Annotated in this window: 15 protein-coding genes; 6 read left to right on the plus strand and 9 right to left on the minus strand. The window is 61.5% G+C overall.

Features of this window, described 5'->3' with window-relative positions:
• Nucleotides 1–26: 26 nt before the first annotated feature.
• The 3 genes from LPB19_RS02615 to LPB19_RS02625 form a co-directional block, all read right to left on the minus strand.
• A complete protein-coding gene (locus LPB19_RS02615; RefSeq protein ID WP_206644573.1) occupies nt 27–347 on the minus strand; it encodes a DUF2288 domain-containing protein in 321 nt (106 codons plus the stop codon).
• A 94-nt stretch (nt 348–441) separates the two neighbouring features.
• Complete coding sequence (locus tag LPB19_RS02620) at nt 442–846, minus strand: response regulator (RefSeq protein WP_228289186.1); 405 nt, start codon at nt 844–846, stop codon at nt 442–444.
• Nucleotides 847–865: 19 nt separating this feature from the next.
• A complete protein-coding gene (locus LPB19_RS02625) occupies nt 866–2,542 on the minus strand; it encodes a diguanylate cyclase (protein WP_206644574.1) in 1,677 nt (558 codons plus the stop codon).
• A 192-nt stretch (nt 2,543–2,734) separates the two neighbouring features.
• Between LPB19_RS02625 and LPB19_RS02630 the strand changes: the two genes are divergently transcribed.
• The gene (locus LPB19_RS02630) at nt 2,735–5,593 is read left to right on the plus strand and encodes a PAS domain-containing protein (RefSeq protein WP_206644575.1); all 2,859 of its coding nucleotides are present in this window, start codon (nt 2,735–2,737) and stop codon (nt 5,591–5,593) included.
• On the plus strand, nt 5,581–7,524 hold the full coding sequence (locus LPB19_RS02635) for a sensor histidine kinase (RefSeq protein ID WP_206644576.1): 1,944 nt from the start codon (nt 5,581–5,583) through the stop codon (nt 7,522–7,524). Before LPB19_RS02630 ends, LPB19_RS02635 begins: the two co-directional genes overlap by 13 nt.
• Before the next feature lie 31 nt (nt 7,525–7,555).
• Here LPB19_RS02635 and acnA read toward each other — a convergent pair whose 3' ends face one another.
• Entirely contained in the window at nt 7,556–10,318 is a 2,763-nt protein-coding gene (gene acnA, locus LPB19_RS02640) for an aconitate hydratase AcnA (protein WP_206644577.1), read from the minus strand.
• Nucleotides 10,319–10,557: 239 nt separating this feature from the next.
• Nucleotides 10,558–12,072, minus strand: coding sequence for a methyl-accepting chemotaxis protein (locus LPB19_RS02645; RefSeq protein WP_228289187.1), 1,515 nt, complete (start codon nt 12,070–12,072; stop codon nt 10,558–10,560).
• Nucleotides 12,073–12,407: 335 nt separating this feature from the next.
• Here LPB19_RS02645 and LPB19_RS02650 point away from each other — a divergent pair, with 335 nt between their 5' ends.
• On the plus strand, nt 12,408–15,317 hold the full coding sequence (locus LPB19_RS02650) for an MHYT domain-containing protein (RefSeq protein ID WP_206644578.1): 2,910 nt from the start codon (nt 12,408–12,410) through the stop codon (nt 15,315–15,317).
• Complete coding sequence (locus LPB19_RS02655) at nt 15,311–16,333, plus strand: response regulator (RefSeq protein ID WP_206644579.1); 1,023 nt, start codon at nt 15,311–15,313, stop codon at nt 16,331–16,333. The genes LPB19_RS02650 and LPB19_RS02655 overlap by 7 nt, the downstream gene beginning before the upstream one ends.
• 7 nt (nt 16,334–16,340) lie before the next feature.
• Here LPB19_RS02655 and LPB19_RS02660 read toward each other — a convergent pair whose 3' ends face one another.
• Nucleotides 16,341–18,164, minus strand: coding sequence for an ABC transporter ATP-binding protein (locus tag LPB19_RS02660; protein ID WP_206644580.1), 1,824 nt, complete (start codon nt 18,162–18,164; stop codon nt 16,341–16,343).
• Between the two features lie 142 nt (nt 18,165–18,306).
• On the opposite strand from LPB19_RS02660, the gene LPB19_RS02665 reads away from it, so the two are divergent.
• Complete coding sequence (locus LPB19_RS02665) at nt 18,307–19,758, plus strand: hypothetical protein (protein WP_206644581.1); 1,452 nt, start codon at nt 18,307–18,309, stop codon at nt 19,756–19,758.
• Between the two features lie 15 nt (nt 19,759–19,773).
• Here the strand turns inward: LPB19_RS02665 and LPB19_RS02670 are convergent, their stop codons facing one another.
• Nucleotides 19,774–21,222 carry a rhomboid family intramembrane serine protease gene (locus LPB19_RS02670; RefSeq protein ID WP_206644582.1) on the minus strand — a complete coding sequence of 483 codons (1,449 nt, stop codon included), beginning with the start codon at nt 21,220–21,222 and terminating at the stop codon, nt 19,774–19,776.
• Between the two features lie 223 nt (nt 21,223–21,445).
• Between LPB19_RS02670 and LPB19_RS02675 the strand changes: the two genes are divergently transcribed.
• Nucleotides 21,446–21,892 carry an OmpA family protein gene (locus LPB19_RS02675; RefSeq protein WP_206644583.1) on the plus strand — a complete coding sequence of 149 codons (447 nt, stop codon included), beginning with the start codon at nt 21,446–21,448 and terminating at the stop codon, nt 21,890–21,892.
• A gap of 55 nt (nt 21,893–21,947) precedes the next feature.
• Here the strand turns inward: LPB19_RS02675 and LPB19_RS02680 are convergent, their stop codons facing one another.
• Nucleotides 21,948–22,349 (minus strand): MAPEG family protein, encoded by a 402-nt coding sequence (locus tag LPB19_RS02680; RefSeq protein ID WP_206644584.1) that lies wholly within the window; start codon nt 22,347–22,349, stop codon nt 21,948–21,950.
• Nucleotides 22,350–22,351: 2 nt separating this feature from the next.
• Complete coding sequence (locus tag LPB19_RS02685) at nt 22,352–22,594, minus strand: GlsB/YeaQ/YmgE family stress response membrane protein (RefSeq protein ID WP_206644585.1); 243 nt, start codon at nt 22,592–22,594, stop codon at nt 22,352–22,354.
• Nucleotides 22,595–22,629 lie beyond the last annotated feature (35 nt).

Genomic DNA, 22,629 nt, shown 5'->3' on the forward strand with positions numbered 1-22,629 from the left:
CGTGGATCAGGTAATTCGCGACTTACTCAGTGCAGGGCCTGGTCGGACCGGTCCTGAACCAGTACCCAGGGGGCAATGACCACAGCCCAGAGTTCCGCATTGCGGTCGTACCAGGCCTGGGCAACGTCTGGTGCCACTTCACCCACCTGGCCCTGGGCCATCCACTGCTCGAACAGGGCTTTGTTATCCGCCGCCAGTTCGGCCGCCACATTCAGCAGGTCCAGATCCGGCATCACCCTGACGACCTGGCCGCGGGCGAAATAGGTCTGCAGCTCGTGCCAGTGAATCCGGGAGGTTTCAAGGTTCAGCTTTGCTTTCAGCTCATCGCGGGGGGTGTCAGATGCCATGACCATGCCTCGGTTTTGCTTGGTGAGTTGCCTGGTGAATCGGGGCGCCAAGGTTACCGAAATGCCGGGCCGGAAACCAGCACCGGTTCAGGTGTCAGGGGCTGTGCTTCAGCTCCTGCCAGATCGCTTCAACCTTGCCGGGCAGCTGCATGGGATCGAAGGGCTTTGGAATGACCGCCGCGGCCCCCTGAGCCAGGTAGCCCTGGATTTCCTCCGGCTGCACTTTGGCGGTAATGAAGATCGCCGGAATGCCGGCAAACTGCGGATTTTGTCGAATCGCCCGCAGCGTGGACGGACCGTCCATACCCGGCATCATGACATCCAGCAACAGCAGCTGGGGCGCGAAGGCGTCCAGGTTATCGAGCGCGGCCTGGCCCGAAGCGCAGCTTTTCAGGGTGAAGCCACCCACGGCTTCCAGCGCCAGTTCGGCCACCGCCCGGATGTCCTCCTCGTCTTCAACCAGCATGATGCGCTGCAGGGTTGGACAGGGTTCCATCATTGTCTCTCCCGCCGAGCCCTCAACCATCGGCGCAACGCTCTGGCGGGTGATCGTTGCCCGCCACCGTGACGCCATTTCGCCCCGCCTGTTTACGCTGGTAGAGCGCCTGGTCCGCCGCTTCGATGGCATCCTCACTGGACGCAAAGGCGTGCAGTGGCGCCATGCCAATGCTGAGCGTCACCGAAAACTCGCCGCCATCGCCTTTAAACACAATCTGGGCCAGCTGATCGCACACCGACTGCAGCACCGCTCTGGCATCGTCGGCGGCGCAATTCGGCAGCACCACGACAAACTCTTCACCCCCGTAACGGCCAATGACATCGGTTTTGCGCAGACGGTTTCGCAGCAAATTGGACAGGCCCTTGATCACCACGTCTCCGGTCCGGTGGCCGAAGCGATCGTTGACTCGCTTGAAATGGTCCAGGTCGAGCATGGCCACCACCGAACTCTGGCCCATACGCTGGCAACGGGCGTGTTCCTTGAGGATTTCCTGCTTGGCCACGCCGTGTTTGAGCAACCCGGTCAGGCTGTCCCTGGACACCAGCTTGTCCAGTTGCCGGGCGCGATAGCACCGCACCTTGACGGCATTGATCAGGAAGCCGTCTGAAACCGGCTTGGTCAGGAAGTCGTCGCCGCCCTCGGACAGGGCTTCAACCTGGGACTCGCGGTTTTCTTCAGACGACAGGTAGACAATCGGCAGGCCCAGCCATTCCGGATCGTACCGGAGCATGCGCGCCAGGTGCGCCCCGCTGAATTTGCCCAGCTGCACGTCCATCAGCACAAGGTCCGGCCGGAAGCCGGACAGCACCCGCAGAATCCGGGTTGGATCGCTGACCCCGCAAACCTCCAGACCGGCCTGCTCCAGAACCAGCGCATAGTGCTCCAGAAGTTCGGCGTCATCATCCACAATCATGACCCGGCCCGTGCCCTTGTCGGCCCACTCCGAGCTCAGCCGCTCGATGTAATCCACCAGCGCTGGGATGCTCAGTGGCTCGGGGATGAACCCATCCATGCCCCGTGCGGCAAACTGGTAGCGCCGTTCGAAGCTGTCCTCAGTGCCAATACAAATCATCGGGGTGAGACCGGCGCAGCCGTTCAGCTCCGGGGCGTGCCCGTCGAGCAGGGTCTCCTTGACTACAACCGAGGCCAGACCGGACCAGTCGTAATGAACCGCCTCAGACAGAGAGCCGCAGACCGCAACCTCAAAACCGTGCAAGCGAACGCCGTTGGCGACGGTTTCCGCGGCGTCTGGATCGGGGTCGACAATCAGAACCCGTTTCGTTTCCAGCCGTGGCTCGTCCACACGCTCGGGGGCACAATGAACCGGTTCAGTGCCCTGGCGGGCCCGCATCAGCAGATCCAGCAACGCCTCAACCCGCTCGATGAAGGCTGGCGTGACGACCTCCTGCGACAAAACCCGGCACCCGGAGTCGGGGGTTTCAATCAGGGGCTTGAGTTCGATCTCCAGCGCGCGCGCAGCGGCGCCCAGCTTGCCATAGCCGAAGGTGCCTGCAGAGCCCGCCAGCCGGTGCAGTGACTGGTAGACCGAGACCAGATCGGGACCTTGAATGTCGCCGCCCCGGAAGCGCCCGGCGGACCGCTGCAACTGCAGGATGTCCGACTGGGCCTTGTCCTTAAAGCGCTGCCTGAGTATGGCCAGTTTACGCGCAACCTCAGTAACTTTTACTTCCGACATGGCGGTTCCGTCTCTCTCTTTTCATCCAGCACTCTAGCAAACTGCCAAGGCCAGAAAAGCCAACGATACGTTTCATTGCAATTAACTTACATCTTGACACCATCGGACGCCCCGGAAAATGGCATAAAGTCCCTAAACGCAGGGACTTACAAACACCCACCTAACTCGATAATCGCTCCAGAGGGAAGCAACATGAAAGCGCCGGACGTGCCACAGAATGAGCCGCAACGCCAGGCCGCACTGGAGCGAACCGGTTTGCTGGATAGCGATTCTGAGGCGCGCTTTGACCGGTTTACGCGCATGGCCTGCAAGATGTTCAGTGTGCCCATTGCCCTGGTCAGCCTGGTGGACAACAACCGTCAGTGGTTCAAGTCCTGCCAGGGTCTGGCGGTGCCGGAAACACCCCGGGACATTTCCTTCTGCGGCCACGCCATCCTGCAATCGGACCTGTTCATCGTTGAAGACACCCGGGCTGACCCGCGCTTCAACGATAACCCGCTGGTGGCCGGGGAGCCCAACATCCGCTTTTACGCCGGAGCCCCGCTGCACAGCCAGGACGGCTATCGGCTTGGCACCCTGTGCCTGATCGACCGTCAGCCACGGACGCTGGATAGCGAAGACCAACAACTGCTGCGGGAACTGGCGGACTGTGTAGAACAGGAAATTAACCGGCACGACACCGCCCGGCTGTTCGACAACATCCGGCAAAGTGAACGGCGGGCGCGGGCCGTCATCGAGGGCACCCGGGTCGGTACCTGGGAATGGAATGTGCAGACCGGCGAGACCGTGTTCAACGAACGCTGGGCGGAGATTTGCGGCTACCGGTTGACGGAGCTGGCGCCGGTCAGCATCCAGACCTGGCTCGACCTGGCGCACCCGGAAGACCTGCTGGAGTCCAACCGGCTGCTGAATGACCACTTTGCCGCCAGAACCGAGGAATACGATTGTCGTTGCCGGATGCGCCACAAACACGGCTATTGGGTCTGGGTCCACGCCCGCGGCCGGGTTTTCGAATGGGCCGATGACGGCCAGCCGCTGAAGATGTACGGCACCCACGCCGATGTCACCGCCGAAACCAACATTCTCGAGAAGACCCAGCAGCAAAACACCGCACTGAGCATCCTCAACACCCTGGCCCTGGACCCGGCAACCGATGACGATGCCCGCATCCGCAAGGCGCTGGACATGGGCGCCGATTATCTGGACATGGAGCTGGCGATTGTCAGCGAAATTGTCGGCGAGGTGTATACCGTGCTCTGGTACCGGGCACCCGGGGACACGACGCTGACCGAGGGGCAACAGTTCTCTCTGGGCGAGACCTACTGTTCCCTGATGATCAACAAGCGAGACAGCCTGTCCATCGCCCACATGGCCCAGTCGTCATACCGCGAGCATCACTGTTACTCGCAGTTCGGCCTGGAAAGCTATCTGGCCGCGCCCATCTACCTCAATGATCGTCTGTTCGGAACGCTCAACTTTTCCTCGCCCCGCCCCAGGCCCCAGGGCTTCTCGGACACGGAAGAAACCTTCGTCCGGCTGCTGGCACGCTGGGTGACCGGGGTCATTGAACGACGCACCAGTTTGCAAACGCTGACCAAGCTGGTGGAGCAGACGCCCGGGATGCTGTATCAGTACCGGCTCTGGCCAGACGGCTCCTCTGCCTTCCCGTTCTCCGGCCCCGGCATCCGGGAGATCTATGGCGTCGACAGCCAGCAGGTAGCCGAAGACGCATCACCGGTGTTTAACCGCATTCATCCGGAAGATCTCGAGGCGGTGGCGGAAAGCATCACCGTGTCGGCCCAGAACCTGAGTGTCTGGCAGCATCAGTACCGGGTAAAGCCGGATGGCGAGCGCTGGCGCTGGGTAGAGGGTCGGGCCACACCGGAATTGCTGGCCGACAAAAGCATCATGTGGCACGGCTACATCACCGACATCGATGAAAAAAAACGCATCCAGCTCGCCCTGCAGGAAAGCGAAGAGGAGCTTCGGCACCTGTTCGAGCTGTCCCCGATCGGTATTACCCTGAGCGATTATCACCGGGACCGGTTTCTGGACGTGAACCAGGCCCTGCTGGAGCCCTCGGGCTACTCGCGCGAAGAGTTCATGGCGCTGAACTTCAACCAGCTGCTGCCCGAGGGCGAACGGACCATGCGCGACCGGGCGCTCTCGGAACTGAAAGCTCAGGGTCGCTACGGCCCCTTCGAGCAACTCATCCGGCGCCGGGACGGCTCCACCTATCCGGCGTTGATCCGCGGCTTCCGGATCATCAATTCGTCGGGTCGCTCCCTGGTCTGGTCGCTGGTGGAAGACATTTCCGAGCGCAAGAAAGTGGAGCAGATGAAAAACGAGTTCATCGCCACCATCAGCCACGAGCTGCGCACCCCGCTCACCTCGATCGCCGGGTCGCTTGGCCTGATCCATGGCGGAGCCTTTGGCGAGTTGCCCGAACAGGTCAACCGCCTGATCGCCATCGCGGCCCGAAACGGTGACCAACTCAAACATCTGATTGATGACTTGCTGGACATGGAGAAACTGGTGTCGGGCAAGATGCCTATCCGGCTGCGGACCGAACACGTCAGCCCGATGATCCGGGACTGCATCGAGCGACTGCAGACTTACGCCGTCGACAGCCAGATTTCGGTCCGGTTCCGGGACAACTACCCGGATCAGGCGCTGATGATCGATCCCAAGCTGATGCAGCAGGGGCTGACCAACCTGTTATCGAACGCCATCAAGTTTTCGCCGCAACAGAGCGAGGTGGTGGTCAGCACCGAATTCCATGGTGACCGGTTCCGGATCGAAGTGACCGACCTCGGCCCGGGTATCCCGGAAAGCTTTCGCAGCCAGATCTTCCAGAAGTTCTCGCAGGCCGACGGTTCGGATCGGCGCGCCAAGGGCGGCACCGGACTGGGCCTGGCCATCACCCGCGAGATCATGACGCAACTGGGCGGCACCGTGGGCTTCGAGTCGACGGAGGGACAGGGGGCGACATTCTGGCTGGAAATCCCGGCGAAATTATCGACCGTGAGCGCGAATCCATGCCAGGCCTGAACCGCGACAAACTCTTCCACCCACTGATCTGGGCCGCCCGGCTGGGAATTCTGGCGCTGATGCTGTCGGTTGCGCTGGCACTGGATAGCGCCAGCAACGCCCGCTATCAGGCTGAGGTACGACACCAGTGGCAGGAACGACTGGATGATCTGAGCCTCGGCCTGCAAAGCACGATTCTGCAGAACATCCAGACCGTATGGGGGCTGGCCGCCAACATTGCCGTCCAGCCCGACATTGATGAACAGCGCTTCCGGGAGCTGGCCTCGGTGATTTTCCGGCTGGCCCCGGATTTGCGGAACATCGGGCTCGCCCCCGATTTCATCATTCGCCACGTTTATCCCTTGCAGGGCAACGAGGCCGCTCTGGGGCTGGACCTGGGCGATGGGCGCATCCCCCCGGAACAGATCGAGGTGCTGTTTCAGTCCCGCCAGGTCGCGTTCAGCGGCCCGATCAATCTGGTCCAGGGTGGCCAGGGGCTGGCCGGCCGCATCCCCATCTTCGACAGCCAGACCGGCGAGTTCTGGGGCCTGATTTCCGTGATCCTGAATCTGGAGAGCCTGTATCAGACCGCGGGCGTGCTGCCATTGGCGGACGACATGCATTTTGGCCTGTCGACGTCGAGCGATCCCGGTGACCAGAGCGCCATGTTCCTGGGCAACCGTGCCGGAGGATGGCAACAACCGGTGACGGCCACACTGAATATGCGCGGCACCCAGTGGACGCTGTTTGCCGAGCCGGCCGGCGGCTGGCCGAAGCACCCGGAGTCGAGCTGGCTGACACGCAGCCTGCTGGCAACGCTGGTGCTGCTGGTTACCGTGGGCACCTTCTGGCTGACCAGCCTGCTACTCAAAGAGCGAAAGCTGCAGCGCCGCATTGCCGGGCTGTTCGAGCTGGCCCCGGTCGGCATCGGCCTGTTCAGTGCGCATCGGAGGGTGTTGCTGCAGGCCAACCGGACGTTCGAACGAACCTTCGGCAACAACGCCCAGACACTGAACTATTTCGACCATGCCTTTGACCAGAATGGCCACCCCATTCCCGGCGGGCTGGGCATTCAGGACAAGCTGACACAGAACTTCCGCTTCAGTGGCATGGAAGCATGCCTGCCGACACCGCAGAACACACTCTTGCCGGTGGCCATGCACGGCCTGCTGCTCAACGACCACGACAGCGAGCAGATCATCTGGCTGATCACCGAGGATGTTTCGGAACAGAAGAAAGTAGACCGGCTGAAAAGCGAGTTCATATCCACGGTCAGCCATGAACTGCGCACACCACTGACGTCCATTTCCGGATCGCTGGGGCTGCTGAACAACAAGGTTGCCGGCGAACTGCCCGAGCAGGCCGCCCGGCTCACCGAAATTGCCTACCGCAACAGCCAGCAGCTGACGTCGCTGATCAATGACCTGCTCGATATCGAAAAGCTGGCCGCGGGTAAAATGCCGTTCCAGCTCGACGAGCACGAATTGTCGCTGCTGGTCAGTGAGTGCATCGAAAACCTCGACCCCCTGGCCCGGCAGCGCCACATTCAACTCTGTGTCGGCGAACTGGCGCCAGTGCGGGTTTCGGTGGAGCCACAACGTTTCAAGCAGGCCGTGACCAACCTGTTGTCCAACGCCATCAAATTCTCGCCCGACAACGCCCGCGTCGAAATCTACACCGAACGGCATGGCCACAACGTCCGGCTCTGTATCAGAGACTATGGCGAGGGCGTGGCCCCGGATTTCCGGGAGGCGATTTTCCAGAAATTTTCCCAGGCCGACGCCTCGGATCGAAGGGCTCGGGGCGGCACCGGCCTGGGGCTGGCCATCACCCGGGAGCTGATGGCCAACATGCGCGGCTCGGTTGACTATGACTCGACGCCGGGCAACGGCGCCACCTTCTGGCTGGAACTGCCCGCACAGTGGCTACCAGCCCCTGCAGAGGCAGGCTGACCCCCGGCGACAGGGGCGCCGGGGGTCAGGATTACGCGGACTTGAGCATCTCCCGCACCACGTAATGCAGGATACCACCATGCCTGAAGTACACCGCCTCGTTGGCGGTATCAATCCGGGAGATCAGGTCACAGCTTTCTGTGCCACCGTCCGGATAGGTCACCGTCATGGTCAGGGTCTGGCCGGGCTTGATGTCCCCCGATAGCCCCTCGATGCTGATGGTTTCCTCGCCGGTCAGGTTCAGGCTCTTGCGATCCGTGCCTTCCGGGAACTGCAACGGCATGACCCCCATGCCGATCAGGTTGGAGCGGTGAATCCGTTCATAGGATTCGGCCACCACCGCACTGACCCCGAGTAACCGGGTGCCCTTGGCGGCCCAGTCACGACTCGAACCTGTGCCGTACTCCTTGCCGGCAATCACCACCAGCGGCGTGCCCTCTTCCTGATACTTCATGGCCGCATCGTAGATGGCCATCTGCTCCCCGGAAGGCACGTGGCGGGTGTAGCCGCCCTCGACATCGTCAAGCATCTCGTTACGGATGCGCACGTTGGCGAAGGTGCCCCGCATCATCACCTCGTGGTTACCCCGCCGGGAGCCGTAGGAGTTGAAATCCTTCGGGTCCACGCCTTTTTCCTGCAGGTATTTGCCGGCGGGGGTATCCGGTGCGAAGGAGCCGGCCGGGGAAATATGGTCGGTGGTCACCGAATCCCCCAGCAAAGCCAGAATGTGGGCGTCCTTGATGTCTTCAATGGGGTCCGGTTCTTCCCCCATACCCTCGAAAAACGGCGGGTGCTGAATGTAGGTCGAGGCATCGGTCCATTCATACACCTTGCTCTCAGGCACCTCGATGGCCTGCCAGTTGGCGTCGCCGTCGAACACCTCCGCGTATTCAGTGCGGAACATGTCGGTCTTCACCTTTTCCACCGCATCGGCAATTTCCTGCTGGCTCGGCCACAGGTCTTTCAGGTACACCGGGTTGCCCTCCCGGTCCTGCCCCAGTGGGTCTTTTTTCAGATCCAGTCGGACGTTGCCCGCCAGCGCGTAAGCCACCACCAGCGGCGGCGACGCCAGCCAGTTGGTCTTGACCAGCGGATGCACCCGGCCTTCAAAGTTACGGTTACCGGACAGCACCGAGGCCACCGTCAGGTCACCGTCCTTGATGGCTTTTTCCACCGCATCCGGCAGCGGCCCGGAGTTGCCGATACAGGTGGTGCAGCCATAACCCACCAGATTGAAGCCCAGCTCGTTCAGGGCCTCCTGGAAACCGCCCACCCTCAGGTAGTCGGTCACCACCTTGGAGCCGGGAGCCAGCGAGGTCTTCACCCAGGGCCGGGTTTTCAGGCCCTTTTCAACGGCCTTCTGGGCAATCAGTCCGGCCGCCATCATCACGCTGGGGTTGGACGTATTGGTGCAGGAGGTTATGGCGGCAATCACCACCGCGCCGGGGTCCAGCCGGGTCTGGGTGCCGTCCAGTTCCAGCATCTGGCTGGAAGCGTGGTGATAACTGTTGTCCACGCCCACGGCAGTCTGGCCGCCCTCGGACGTCATCTTGGGGTCGGGTTCGGCGTCGGCGGGTCCTTCGGCGGTTTCCATCAGCAGCTCGAAGGCCGCTTTCATGTCTTTCAGGGCCACCCGGTCCTGCGGACGTTTGGGCCCGGCCAGGCTGGCTTCCACCTCACCCATGTCCAGTTCAAGCTTGTCGGTATAGATCGGCTCGTGCCCCGGCTCGCGCCAGAGGCCCTGGGCCTTGGCGTAGGCTTCCACCAGCTCGATCTGCTGCGCCTCACGGCCGGTCAGGCGCATGTAATTGAGCGTTTGCTCATCCACCGGGAAGAAACCACAGGTCGCCCCGTATTCCGGCGCCATGTTGGCGATGGTGGCGCGGTCCGCCACTGGCATGTCTTTCAGGCCATCGCCGTAGAACTCCACGAATTTTCCGACCACACCTTTCTTGCGCAGCATTTCGGTGACGGTCAGCACCAGATCGGTGGCGGTGATGCCTTCACGCAACTTGCCGCTAATCTTGAAGCCGATCACCTCAGGGATCAGCATGGACACCGGCTGCCCCAGCATGCCGGCCTCCGCTTCAATGCCTCCGACACCCCAGCCCAGAATACCCAGGCCATTGATCATGGTGGTGTGGGAATCGGTACCCACCAGGGTATCCGGATAGGCCAGCTGCTTGCCGTCCTGCTCACGGGACCAGACGGTTTTACCCAGATACTCCAGATTCACCTGGTGGCAAATGCCGGTGCCCGGCGGCACCACCCGGAAGTTGTCAAACGCCTGCTGGCCCCAGCGCAGGAATTCGTAGCGCTCGTGGTTACGCTCCATCTCGATGGCAACGTTGTCCTTGAACGCGGACGCATTCCCGAAGTGGTCCACCATCACCGAATGGTCGATCACCAGATCCACCGGCGACAGGGGATTAATCAGCGCCGGATCCTTGCCGGCCTTCTTGACCGCCTCGCGCATGGCCGCCAGGTCCACCACGCCGGGCACGCCGGTGAAGTCCTGCATCAGCACCCGGGCGGGGCGAAACTGGATTTCGGTGTCGGAACGGCGATCGTCCAGCCACTGCACCATGGCGTCGATGTGGCTGCGGTCGACGGTGGTATCGTCCTCGTTTCGGAGCAGGTTCTCCAGCAGCACCTTCAGGGAAAACGGCAACCGGTCGAGGTCGCCCAGGGTCTTGGCCGCTTCGGGCAGGCTGTAGTAGTGGTAGGTCTGGTTGCCAGCTTTCAGGCTGGTCAGGGCATTCAGGCTGTTCTTGGCCGGTTGATCCGTACTCATATTGCGCCTCCTTGTTGTCGAAATCCGAACAGTGCGGAAGGCCACGGGTGTGACCCGGCAGTCGCGGCCGGGCTGAGCCGCAAATCCCTGCGGCTGTGGACGGCTTCCGTGAGGCTACCGGGGCCAAGCGATCGCGGCCTCCGGCAGAAAGGGTTATCTATTACTATTGCAGCGATTACAGAGACTTCAACCGGCTTGGGTGAATGTTCGGGATAGTTCCTGTGAATACCCGCGCCCGTTCACGCGCCCCGATAGTCCCGGACCAGGTCATCGACCTCGGCAATGACCCGCTCCAGTTCCCGGGCCATGCTTCGAGTCTGCTCGGCTTCCCGCACCACATCGAGATTCCGCCCGGCGATGCTCTGGACACCGTTGTTGATCTGCGACGATGCCGCCGCCTGTTGTTCCGCGGCCGCAGCGATCTGGTGATTCATGTCACTGACTTCCGCGATGGCGGTTACCACCAGACGAATGGCATCGCCGGTCTGGCGGGCCGCCTCGGTGGTCGCTCCGGATCGCGCCTGGCTGACGCCGATGGCCCCGGACGCCGTATCGGACAGCGACATCAGCTCATCGATGGTGGTGCGGATTTGCCGGGTGAAATCCTGAGTCCGGGCCGACAGGCTGCGGACTTCCTCTGCCACCACCGCGAAACCGCGGCCGTGGGCGCCGGCCCGGGCGGCTTCAATGGCGGCATTCAGGGCCAGCAGGTTGGTCTGGTCAGAGATGTCGTTGATGGCGGCGATGACACCGCCGATGGCCCTCACCTTCTCCGTCAGTTCATTCACCATCACGGACGCATCGTTGAGCACCGCGTGGGTCGATTCGGTCAACTCCACCGCGTGATCGGCGTGGCGACGACCCTCGGCCGCGGACGCCTGCGCCCTGCTCGCCGCTTCCGACGCCTGCTGGGCGTTACGGGCCACTTCCTGAACGGTTGCGGTCATTTCCTCGGTGGCACTGGCGGCCTGGTCCGTTTCCAGGTGCTGCTGTTCGATAATACTGCTGGTGTGTTCGCTGACCCGGCTGAGTTTATTGGCACTGTGACTCAGCGTTCCGGACAGCATCCGTACCTTGCCAATCAAGTCACCGAACTGGTCCATCATGCTGTTGAAGTAATTCGCCGTCCGGGCGTCGCCCCGGGCGTCCAGGCGTCCGCCAAGGTCCTTGCTGTCCCCGAAGCCCCGGACCACATCGATGATCTGGAACGCCTGCCGTCGTTCAGCGGCCATGCGCAGGGCAAAAAACACCAGAATGCCCGACTCGAATACCACAAAGGCGGCATGCAGGAACGCCATGCCAAAAGTGGCGCCATGGGCGAACAGAAGGATCGGCATATCACCAAGAGTGACGCCCGCTTTCTGCAGGGACGTAAACAGCAGATGATGCGCAGCAATCACCCCGGCGGCCGTGATGATCGGCAACCAATCCCGGTAGATAATCGTCAACGCCAGCGCCGCGAAGATGTGAAAATGCATCTCGATCCGGCCCATCTGGGCCTGGATCATGATTGCGGAAAAAGCCATCAACAGGCCGGCAAACAGCACGGAGCACGTCCGGGTCCCCCGCAGGCTGGCGTAGCCGATGCCGGCAATCGCCGCCACCGCCATCGACGCCAACGCCGCAAAAGCCCCGGTGTCGAATTCCAGCGGGATCAACAGGGAAACAACCGGCACATGGGCCAGCAGGATAAACACAAGATAGCGATCCGCACGCAGACGTTCCTGCTGCGCAAGGGTAAGGGACTCGGACACGGGCAGACGACCTCACTGCAACCTGACAAAAGAGCGGTTTTTGTCTCGGCCTCCGGTTGTACTTGTTCTTTCCCGGACACCAACCAGAAATACGACCCCGTGCCCCGAGCGATCACCGAGGTTTGTCAACAAACGTAAAGTCTGACGTTTTTCTGCACCGCCGACCGGTGTGCCGCCCGACCAGCGTCAAACCGGCGCTCGATACTGACTAAAAACCCGACACAACCACTGCGTTACCACTGTGTTTCAATATGTTACGCAAAAGATGTGGCACTGGTCGCACTCGGCCTTAGACTCAGGCTCAGATAAAACCCCCTCACGCGAGTCGATGCCCGTTGTCACTTCTGGACCAGTATTTCCTGATTAACGCCCCGGACGGATTGCCGGTTCTGACCGGCAGTTACGACCCTCTGCTGGTCACTCTCTCGCTGGCGATCGCCATCGGCGCGTCCTACATGGCACTGGCGCTTGCCGCGGCGGCCAGACGCAGCACCTCGGCACTGATGGAAAGACTGCATCTGATCACCGGATCGGCGTCGCTGGGCTTTGGCATCTGGTCCATGCACTTCATCGGCATGCTGGCGTTCGAACTGCCCAGCCATGTGCATTATCACCCCCTTGTCACCGCGTTATCCGCGCTGCCCAGCCTGGTGGCCTCCTGGCTGACACTCAGCCTCCTGGCGCGCCGGGAACTGACCCGAAGCCGGCTGCTTGCCGGCGGCATGGCGGTCGGCGCCGGTATCGGCGCGATGCATTACCTGGGCATGGCGGCGATGGATCTGAGCCCGACGCTCCGCTATGACCCGCTGCTTTTCACGCTGTCTATCGTGGTTGCTGTGCTGCTGGGTACGCTGGCGCTGTGGATCAGTTTCGGCCTTCGCCGGCAGGCCCGATGGCGGGGAAGCAAACGGCGTTTACTGGCCGGCACGGTCATGGGATTGGCGATTGCCGGCATGCACTACACCGCCATGGAGGCGGCGCGCTTTATTGGCGAACCGGCCGCCGACTTCGTGGCCGGCAGCGGACGGCATACCAATCTTGCCCTTGTCATCGCAGCCATTACCGTGGGTCTCAGCCTCTTCGCCGCGGGCGTGAACGCCGTCGCGCGCTACCGGGGCCTGATGTATCGCAGTCAGGCCACCGCAAGCGAACTGAGAGCAATCATCGACGCCGCCGTGGACGGCATCATCAAGATCTCCGACCGGGGCGTCATTCTCTCGTTCAACGAATCCGCCGAGCGGATTTTTGGCTACCGGGCCGACGAAGCCATCGGCCAGAACGTCAGCATGCTCATGCCCAGCCCCCACCGGGATGAACACGACCGTTACCTGAACCATTATCTGCAAACCGGCGAACGCCATATCATTGGTTCGGGCCGGGAAGTCTGGGCAGTGCATCGGGATGGCCACAAGATTCCCGTGCGACTGGCGATCGGCGAGTCCCGGCTGGGGGGGCAGAGCACGTTTGTTGGTTTTGTCACCGATATTTCCGAACGCCACCGGATGGAGACCGATCTGCGCCGTTCCAAAGAACAGGCGGAACAGGCCGCCGAGGCCAAAAGCGCCTTTCTGGCCAACATGAGCCATGAAATCCGCACCCCGATGAACGCCATTATCGGTTTCACCGATCTGGTTCTGGGTAGCCAGTTGACGGACGACCAGGCCAAACACCTGGGCACCGTGAGGACTTCGGCCAAATCCCTGCTCGCGCTGCTGAACGATATCCTGGACACCGCCAAGCTGGACGGCGGCCACACCTCGCTGGAAACCCGCGACTTCAGCCTGCGTTCCGTGTGCGAACAACTGCTTGCCACGCAATCGCTGAACGCGCAGCACAAAGGGCTGACGCTTCAGCTGGACTACCAGGCCGATGATTATTTCCAGGGAGACCCGCTCCGGGTTCAGCAGGTTGTGCTGAATCTGTTCAGCAATGCCGTCAAGTTCACCCAGGCTGGCTACGTCAAACTGCGGGTTCGGCAATCCGGCGACAACCCCGTGGTCATCGACATTGAGGATACCGGCATCGGCATACCCGAAGACCGGCTGGATAAGATCTTCGATCCTTTTGTCCAAGCCGACGCCAGCACCACCCGACGTTTCGGTGGCACCGGCCTGGGCACCACCATCGCACGTCAGCTCACGGAGTTGATGGGTGGTCGAATTTCGGTATCCAGTGTGCCTCAAAAAGGCACCAGGTTCCGTATTGCACTGCCCCTGAAACCGGGGAGTACCGACGTCTCCGAACTCGACCCCGAACAGGAAACGCCGCTGCCGCCGCTGACCATCCTGGTGGCCGATGATGTCAAAGAGAACCTGGAGCTGCTCCGCGCCCTGCTGACCCAGCGCGGCCACACGGTGGTGACCGCGACAAACGGGAAAGACGCACTGCAGCGGTTCGGAGCGCACGACGTTGACCTGGTGCTGATGGACGTACAAATGCCCGAGCTGAACGGACACCAGGCCACCCGCGCGCTGCGCACCATGGAAGCCCGCCTCGGACGCAGCCGGACCCCGGTGATTGCCCTGACCGCCGGCGTACTGGAGCAGGACCAGCGCAACGCTTTGGCGGCGGGCATGGATGCCTTCGCGGTCAAACCCCTGAGTCTGCCAAAACTCTCGGCTGAGATTGCCCGGCTTCTGGACCTGCCCGCCGTGCCGGCGGCCAGCCAGACACCATGCCCTGCTCCCGCGGAACTGGTGAATCGCCAGGTGCTGCACCAACTCTGGCCAAGCGCTGCAAGCCACCGCCACGCCGTAGGCAACTGTCTGCGCAAGGCCTGTCACTTCCTCGACCGGCTGAGCGAGCTCGATGCCAGCGAAGCCTTGTCAGAAGCTCACCGGTTAAAAGGCATGGCAGGCAACCTTGGCTTGATCAGGCTGGTGTCAGCACTGGACGACCTCGAACACGAGATTCGCCAGGAGCGACCCGTTACGCCACACCGGGTCCACCAACTTCAGGCTCAGTTAGACCAGATCACCCAGTGGCTCGCAGATCATGCCCATGAGGCCAACGAGAGCGGCCCGGCCAGCGTCGGTGTTCAGGCGGTGGATGACCAACGGCTCTCGGCGATGATTGACCAGTTGCGACGCGGCGAGCTGCCCGACCAGGCGTTTGCGCAGCTGCGTGCAGGCTTGCCAGCCGACTGTGCCGATGCGGTCAGTGAAGCGCTGGATAATTTTGACACCGAGTGCGCCGCCGATCTGTTGGCGGCTTTCAGGGACACCCTTGAGGAGAGATCATGCTGACCGGCGCCAAGACCCTGCTGTTAGTGGACGATGAGCCGACCAACCTTCAGGTACTGCGCAACATTCTGGCCGACCATTACCGGCTTCTGTTCGCGCGCGATGGCGAACGGGCGCTTGAGCTTGCCCGTGATGAACAACCGGATCTCATCCTGCTGGACATCATGATGCCGGGCCAATCCGGCCACGATGTGTGCCGCGCGCTCAAGGCGAGCGAGCAGACCCGCAACATTCCCGTCATCTTCGTCACCGCGCTGGCCGATACCGAAGACGAAGCCCGGGGATTTGAACTGGGCGCCGTGGATTTCATCACCAAACCGGTGAGCCCGGCCATTGTCCGGGCCCGGGTCAAAAACCATCTGTCGCTGGTGCGGATGGACGAACTGGTCAGCACCCGGCTGGCGGTGGTTCAGCGCCTGGGCCGGGCCGCGGAATACAAGGACAATGAAACCGGGCTGCACGTCATCCGGATGAGCCACTTCTCGCAAATCATTGCCCTGGAAGCCGGAATGGGCGAGATCTGGGCTGACAACCTTCTGAATGCCGCGCCCATGCACGATGTTGGCAAGATCGGCATACCGGATGCCATCCTGCAAAAACCCGGCAAACTTGATGCCGACGAGTGGGCCGTCATGCAGCGTCATGCGGAGATAGGCGCTGAGATTATAGGCGAGGACGACTCACCGTTTCTCAAGATGGCCAGGGAGGTGGCGTTGTGCCACCACGAAAAGTGGGATGGCAGTGGCTACCCGCAGGGATTAAGCGGAGAGGACATTCCCCTGGCGGCCCGCATCGTGGCGCTGGCGGATGTGTTCGATGCATTGACCAGTGAGCGCCCGTATAAGCAGGCCTGGCCGATTGAGAAAGCGACGGCGCTGATCCGCGAGCAGAGCGGCAAACACTTTGACCCCGCCCTGGTGGAGGCGTTCTTCCGCTGTCTGCCTGACATCTTGTCGGTCCGTGAGCGCTGGCAGGAGGCGTCGGTGCAGAATCAGGCCAACGGTTACGCACTGACCTGAACCGGCATCAGGACTGGCGCTCGCCATACAGCTGGGCATAGAGCCCATCCCGGCGAATCAGCTCATCGTGCTGGCCCTCTTCGATAATGCGGCCATCCTCAAACACACAGGCACGATCCGCCTGCTTCACCGCACTCAGCCGATGGGCAATGATCAGGGTGGTGCGCTGGTGCAGGAAGTCTTCCAGATCCCGGTGCAGCTGAAATTCCGTTTCCGCATCCAGTGCCGAGGTGGCTTCGTCCAGAATCACCAGGGCCGGATCGGTGAGCACCATCCGGGCAATCGCCAGCCGCTGGCGCTGCCCCCCGGACAGGCGCACGCCCTGCCGGCCGACGATGGTATCCAGCTGTTTTGGCATCGCCGCCACGGTCCGGTCCAGCTGGGCGATCCGCAGGGCGTGCCAGAGCTCGGCTTCCGGTTTGTCCCGGCCCAGAGTGAGGTTCTGGCGCACCGTGGTATTGAACAGCGCGGGATGCTGAAGCACCGTGGCAATATGCTCCCGCAGGCACGGCAGGCCAATCCGCTGCACCGGCACCCCGTCAATCAGCACCTGCCCGTGTTCCGGCGTGTACATGCCCAGAATGATCTGCACCAGTGTGGATTTACCTCCGCCACTGGCTCCCACCACCGCGACTTTCTCACCGGGCTTCAGATCCAGGTTGATTCCGCGCAGAACGGGCTCGTCGCCATAGCTGAAGTGGATATCCCGCAACGTCAGGCCGACGGTATGGCGGTCGCGAAACGGGTTCTCCAGCGCCGGGTATCGGGGTTCTTCCTTCAGATCCAGCAATAGATTGATGCGCCCCAGTGCGGCGTTGGCGGCGAAGTAGGCGTACTGCATGTTCAGCATTTCCTGCACCGGCGTGAGCATGAACCACAGGTAGCCAAAAATCGCGAACATCATGCCGATGCTCAGATCACTGAGTAGCACCGTGATCATCGCCGCACCCCGGAATACATCGACGCCGAACTGGAACAGAGCAAAACTGCCCCGGGCCGCAGCATCACTGCGCCATTCGTACTGAATGGCGTGGTCCCGAACCTTGCGAGCCCGATCCATCAGTTGCCGCAGGTAGTGCTTTTCCCGGTTGGCGGCACGTAACTGATGAATGGCGTCCAGGGTTTCCGTCAGTTCGCCCTGGAAGTCTTCGTAGGCGGCGTTCTCCCGGCGTTTGAGTTCTTTCACCCGCTTGCCGATCTGGATGGTGGCGAATATGACCAGCGGGTTGAACAGCAGAATCAGCAGTGCCAGTTGCCAGTGCACCCACAGCAGCACGATGGCCGTGCCCAACACGGTCAGGCTGGCCACCAGGAACCGGCTGATGGTGGTGCCGAGGAACCGGTCGATGGTGTCCAGGTCGGTGATGAAGTGGCTGCTGATGGCGCCGGAACCGCGGGCCTCGTATTCCGACATCGCCAGGCGCTGGAGGCGGCCCAGCATCCGCGACCGGAGCCGGAACACCACGTCCTTGGATACTTTGGAGAACTCCCGGGACTGCAGCACGTTGAAAGCCAACGCACCAAGCCGCAAAGCAAAGGCCGCCAACACCATCAAACCGATGTATACCACCGGCTTGTGCCAGGCCTGAGGCAACAGCTGATCCATCACCGGCAACACCGGCCCGCTTTCCTGCAACAGCACCTCATCCACCAGCACCGGCAGCAACAAAGGCACCGGCACACTCAGCACCGTTGCCATGATCGCCAGCAGATTAGCCCGCACCAGCCGGGGCTTGTGACGAAGCGCAAGCTCAAACAGATCCCGCCAGCGGTAACGATGGCCGGCGTGATCGGAATCGGCTTGCGGTAGGGCAGAATTCGGTTGTTTCAAGGGACCTCCTGACGCACTGCCATGTGACCCATACGTGCAGGCCACCGCATCAGTCTACCCGGATAGCGGGTGCTGCGCAGGCTCTCAAGTTCTGTCATTATGAGCGACTCGTTTTTCTGACGGATCAGGGCAAAGGCCAGCTGTGAAACACGATTGCGATTATCACCCCGGGGACCCCGCCAAGTGGCACTGCAGCGCGTGCCAGAAACATTACTGCAGCCGCTGCATGCCCGACGCCAACCCACGGCAACGTCGGGGCCAGTGTCCGAACTGCAATCAGCTCATGCGTTATCTCGGTGCGGCAACCCAGGTGGTGCCGTTCTGGAAGCGTATCGGTGCGTTTTTCCGGTATCCGTTTTACAGCGACCCGCTGATCGTCATTGCCATCTGTACCCTGGTGCCGGCCCTGGCACCGGCCAGTTTTGTCGGCTGGCTGGTCTGGGTGGTGCTGGCCATTGCCCTGCTCAAGTATACCTACGAAGTCATCAATCATACCGCTGAGGGGCATCTGAAACCGCCCCCCGTGTCGGTAGCCTTTACCGGCAGCGGTTTTGAAATTGTCTTCCTGCAGTTCCTGGTGTTTTTCCTGATGGGGGCCCTGGTGAGCAGCGCCGGCATGCTGGGCGGGCCCATTCTCGGCCTGATTGCGCTGGCGTTTGTTGTACTGGTGCTGCCCGCCAGCATCATGCTGCTGGCCACCGAGCGAAGCGTCAAAGCGGCGGTCAATCCGTTCCACCTGACCGCCCTGATTGCCCGCATCGGTACGCCCTACTTCCTGCTCTATGGCTACCTGATCCTGCTCACCATGGCCTCGGGTACGGCTCAGGATTTTGCCTATACCCACTTTCCGTCCTGGCTGTCCCAGTCGGTGGCGGGTTTCCTGAACAGCGCGTTCACGCTCATTCTGTTTCATATGCTGGGGTATCTGCTGTTCCAGTATCAGGAAGAACTCGGCTTTGCGTCTGACCTGCAGGATGGCAGCGAAGCGGACGCCGCGCAGGACCGGGACAGAAACACCCGCTTCGACGCCGATCTGGATATCAACCTGAAAGACGGCAATTACGACCGGGCCCAGTCCATGCTCAAGGATGCCCTGCGCCGTGAGCCCGGCAACGCGTTGCGCCTTGGCCAGCTGTACCAGCTACTGACGGCCCGCAACGATCGGGCTGAACTGAACCGCTATCATCCCCGCATTCTGGCCTGGCTGGCCGAGCGCAACGACGCCGATGGTATGGCGGCGCTGCTGCGGACCCTGCAACAGGCCGATCCTCAGTTTCAGCTTGACGACCCGGAACTGACCCTGCGCTGTGCCCGCACCCTGTACCACCGCAGCCAGTTCAGGCAATCGCTGAAGCTGTTGCAGGATTTTCACAAACGCTTCCCCAACAGCGAACACCTCGCCCCGGCTTATCAGCTGGCGGCCCAGGCGCTGGCAAACGGTCTGGATCAGTGGGAAAAGGCAAAAGCGTACCTGATGTTTATTCACAAGCGCTGCGCGGATCATCCGCTGCACGGCCAGATTGCGGAAAACCTGAAGCAGGCCGAAAGGAAGGAACCCATCAAGGAGCCACGAGCCAGCTTCGCGACCCCCTGAGAGCGACGATCTGACCTAATAGGCCTGCATCAGTTGCTGATAGTGGCGGGCCTTCGGAACCATCTGTCGTTTTTCGAACTCGGTCGCCAGCAATCGGCATGCCTCCGACGCCAGGATCTGGTCCCCGGCATGGCGCAGCCGTTCAAACGCTTTCTCGGCGGCTTTCAGATCGTCGTGTTTCAGGCTGATAAACAACACCCGGTTATGGTCCTTGGCGCTCAGGGGCTGATGCGGCTCGCCCTTGCTGAGATATTCCTGCCATATCGATACCATCCGCTCCGGCTGATGCCGGGCGATGGCGTCGTCCATCAGCTCCCGTGCACGGTTGCGGTAGTCCGGCAGATCTGGCCGCAACTTGGCAAGCTGGTACAGATGCTCCAGCAGGATGGGGCGATCCGGGTACCGGGTCTTGAGCGCCGCGAACTGCCGCCGGGCAGTGTCGAACTCCATGCGGCTCAGGCTACCCATGGCCTGGGCGTAGCCGCTGGTAAACCGGGCGTCCTTTTCTTCGTCCTCGGGTTCAAAGAACTCCTCCCGAATCTGCATCCAACTGCGGCCAAACAGCCACACCAGCACGGCTCCGGCCACCAGCCCACCCGCGTGGGCCATATAAGCAATCCCGGTGGCGCCGGCAAACCAGTAGTCGTACATTTCCTTGCCCACCCACACCGGCAACATGGCAATGGCCGGGGCGCGGAAGTAGTTGAAGTACACCAGCAGAAAGTAAAAAAAGCGGATTTTCCGCAGCCCGTAGATGGCCACGTACATGCCCATCAAGCCGGAGATGGCGCCGGATGCCCCGACCAGCGGCACCGCGCTGTTCCAGTCGAAAGCGGCGAACGCCAGCCCGGCCAGAACGCCGCAAAACAGGTAAGCCAGCAGGTAACGCCCCGCACCGAGGGCCTTCTCGACCGTGAAACCGAGCAGGAACAGAAACAGCAGGTTGCCCAGCAAGTGGCCCCAACCGCCGTGCAGGAACTGGTGAGTGATCAGGCTGTGCAGGGACATCTCAGCCGGAATCAGGCCGGATTCAAAAGCACTGATCTCGCTGATGTAATCCCGCTCCAGGGCCATCCGCTGTTGGTGCCAGAGCTGGCGCTCCTGCGGCGCCCAGATGATGTCGTGGCTTTGCTGCAGGTACTGGAAAAACTCTCGATCGAACAGCAGCAGGTAGGCGATCCATTCCTGTTCGTTCTCGCTGCGCAGCTGCTGGAATTCCTGCAGCTGGTACACCCGGTCTTCGGCCGCTTCAAACTGAATCTGGCGCTCCAGATAATCCTCATAGGCCGGTGCTTCCAGCGCCGGAAGGTCCGATGCCAGGTACTGTTCGATCAGCTCATGCTCGATTTCGGCGTCGCCCGACTGATAAAACACGAACACCAGCATGCAGGTCAGCATCAGGCCCAGCGTGACCCAGGGCGGGCGTTTCCAGTTCAGTTGGTTTTCAGCGGGGATTAACAGCATAGGCGTTCACAATTCATCATTTTCTGTCCCTGAAGATCCGTTTTGTACCACAGTAACGTCATCTTTTCGCGCTGAAATAATCCTCAAGCGAAGAGCACCGACGGTGTCACATTTCTGGCCGTTGGCTGCTCGACCTTTCGCCAATTGCCGTTATTCACACGAACCCGAATAGTGGGCGTGAATAACAACAAAAACAGGCCGTTGCACTTTGAGGATATGCCCGATGACCGTACTTGTTCTGGACAACCCGGAGCTGTTCGCCCAGGCCGCCAGCCTGGCCGCACACCTGAATCCCACCCCAAACGCCGGTGCACCTCGCCCGCACCGGATGAAATTTCACTACGGCTTTAACAAGCACGGCCTCAGTGACGCGGACCTGGCCATGATCGGCCAGCATGCGTTGTACCTGCGACAGAATCCGGGCGTTGTCGTCCGGATTCACGGCCACTCGGACAATTTCGGTGCGGAAGACTACAACCAGTTTCTGTCCCGACTGCGCGCCCACACCGTTGCCCGTTTGCTGCTTCAGGCCGGTGTCGGGGAGGCTCAGATTCTGCAGGCCGGCTGGGGCTCATCCCGTCCCCTGGCAACCCCCGAGGACCATGCCGCCAATCGCCGGGTAGAGCTGGAGTACCTGACCCACAGCGCCACCCAGGCGCTGCCCGGCTGACAGCAACAAAAACGGGGCCGAAGGCCCCGTTGTTTTTACCCTGCAAACTGACGGCTCAGCCGTACACCTTCCAGACATTCCACAACAGCAAAATGGCGGTCGCCAGAATGGCCAGCCAGGTCACAATGATTCCGATGAAACGCGCCCAGTGGGTTTTCCCCTGCCCCTGGAACATGCCGTAGGCGTGCAGAATCCGGCTGGTGACAAACGCCATACCGATCCAGTAAATCAGCCCACTGGGCACACCATTGAGCTCGGCGATACCCAGCATCAGGAGCGCCAGAGGCGCATACTCAACCAGATTGGCCTGAGCCCTGACCGCCACCAGAAACTCCCGGTCATCGGTCCAGCCCAGGCCCTTCTTGTACTTGAACCGGCACCGGACCACCAGCATGGACAACACCAGCAACAGAATGCCGGTCACCGCTGCGAAGACACCCGTTATGGGTACGATCATTGTCAGGCCTTTTTGATTTTATTGACGATGGCCAGCAGGATAATGGCCCCCACCGTTGCGGTTACCAGCTCGCCCACCGCGCCCTGGGCCGCCAGCCCCAGCAGCCGAAATACGAAGCCGCCAATAAACGAACCAACAATGCCGATACCAACATTGGCCAGTACCCCAAATCCCCGGCCTTTCATGATCAAACCGGCCAGCCAGCCGGCCACACCACCGATAATCAGAAACAGAATCAGATTCATCTTGGGTCTCTCCCTGAAAGTCATTGAACGAGGCG

This window comes from Marinobacter salinisoli, assembly GCF_017301335.1.
In the GTDB taxonomy this organism is placed as follows: Bacteria; Pseudomonadota; Gammaproteobacteria; order Pseudomonadales; family Oleiphilaceae; genus Marinobacter; species Marinobacter salinisoli.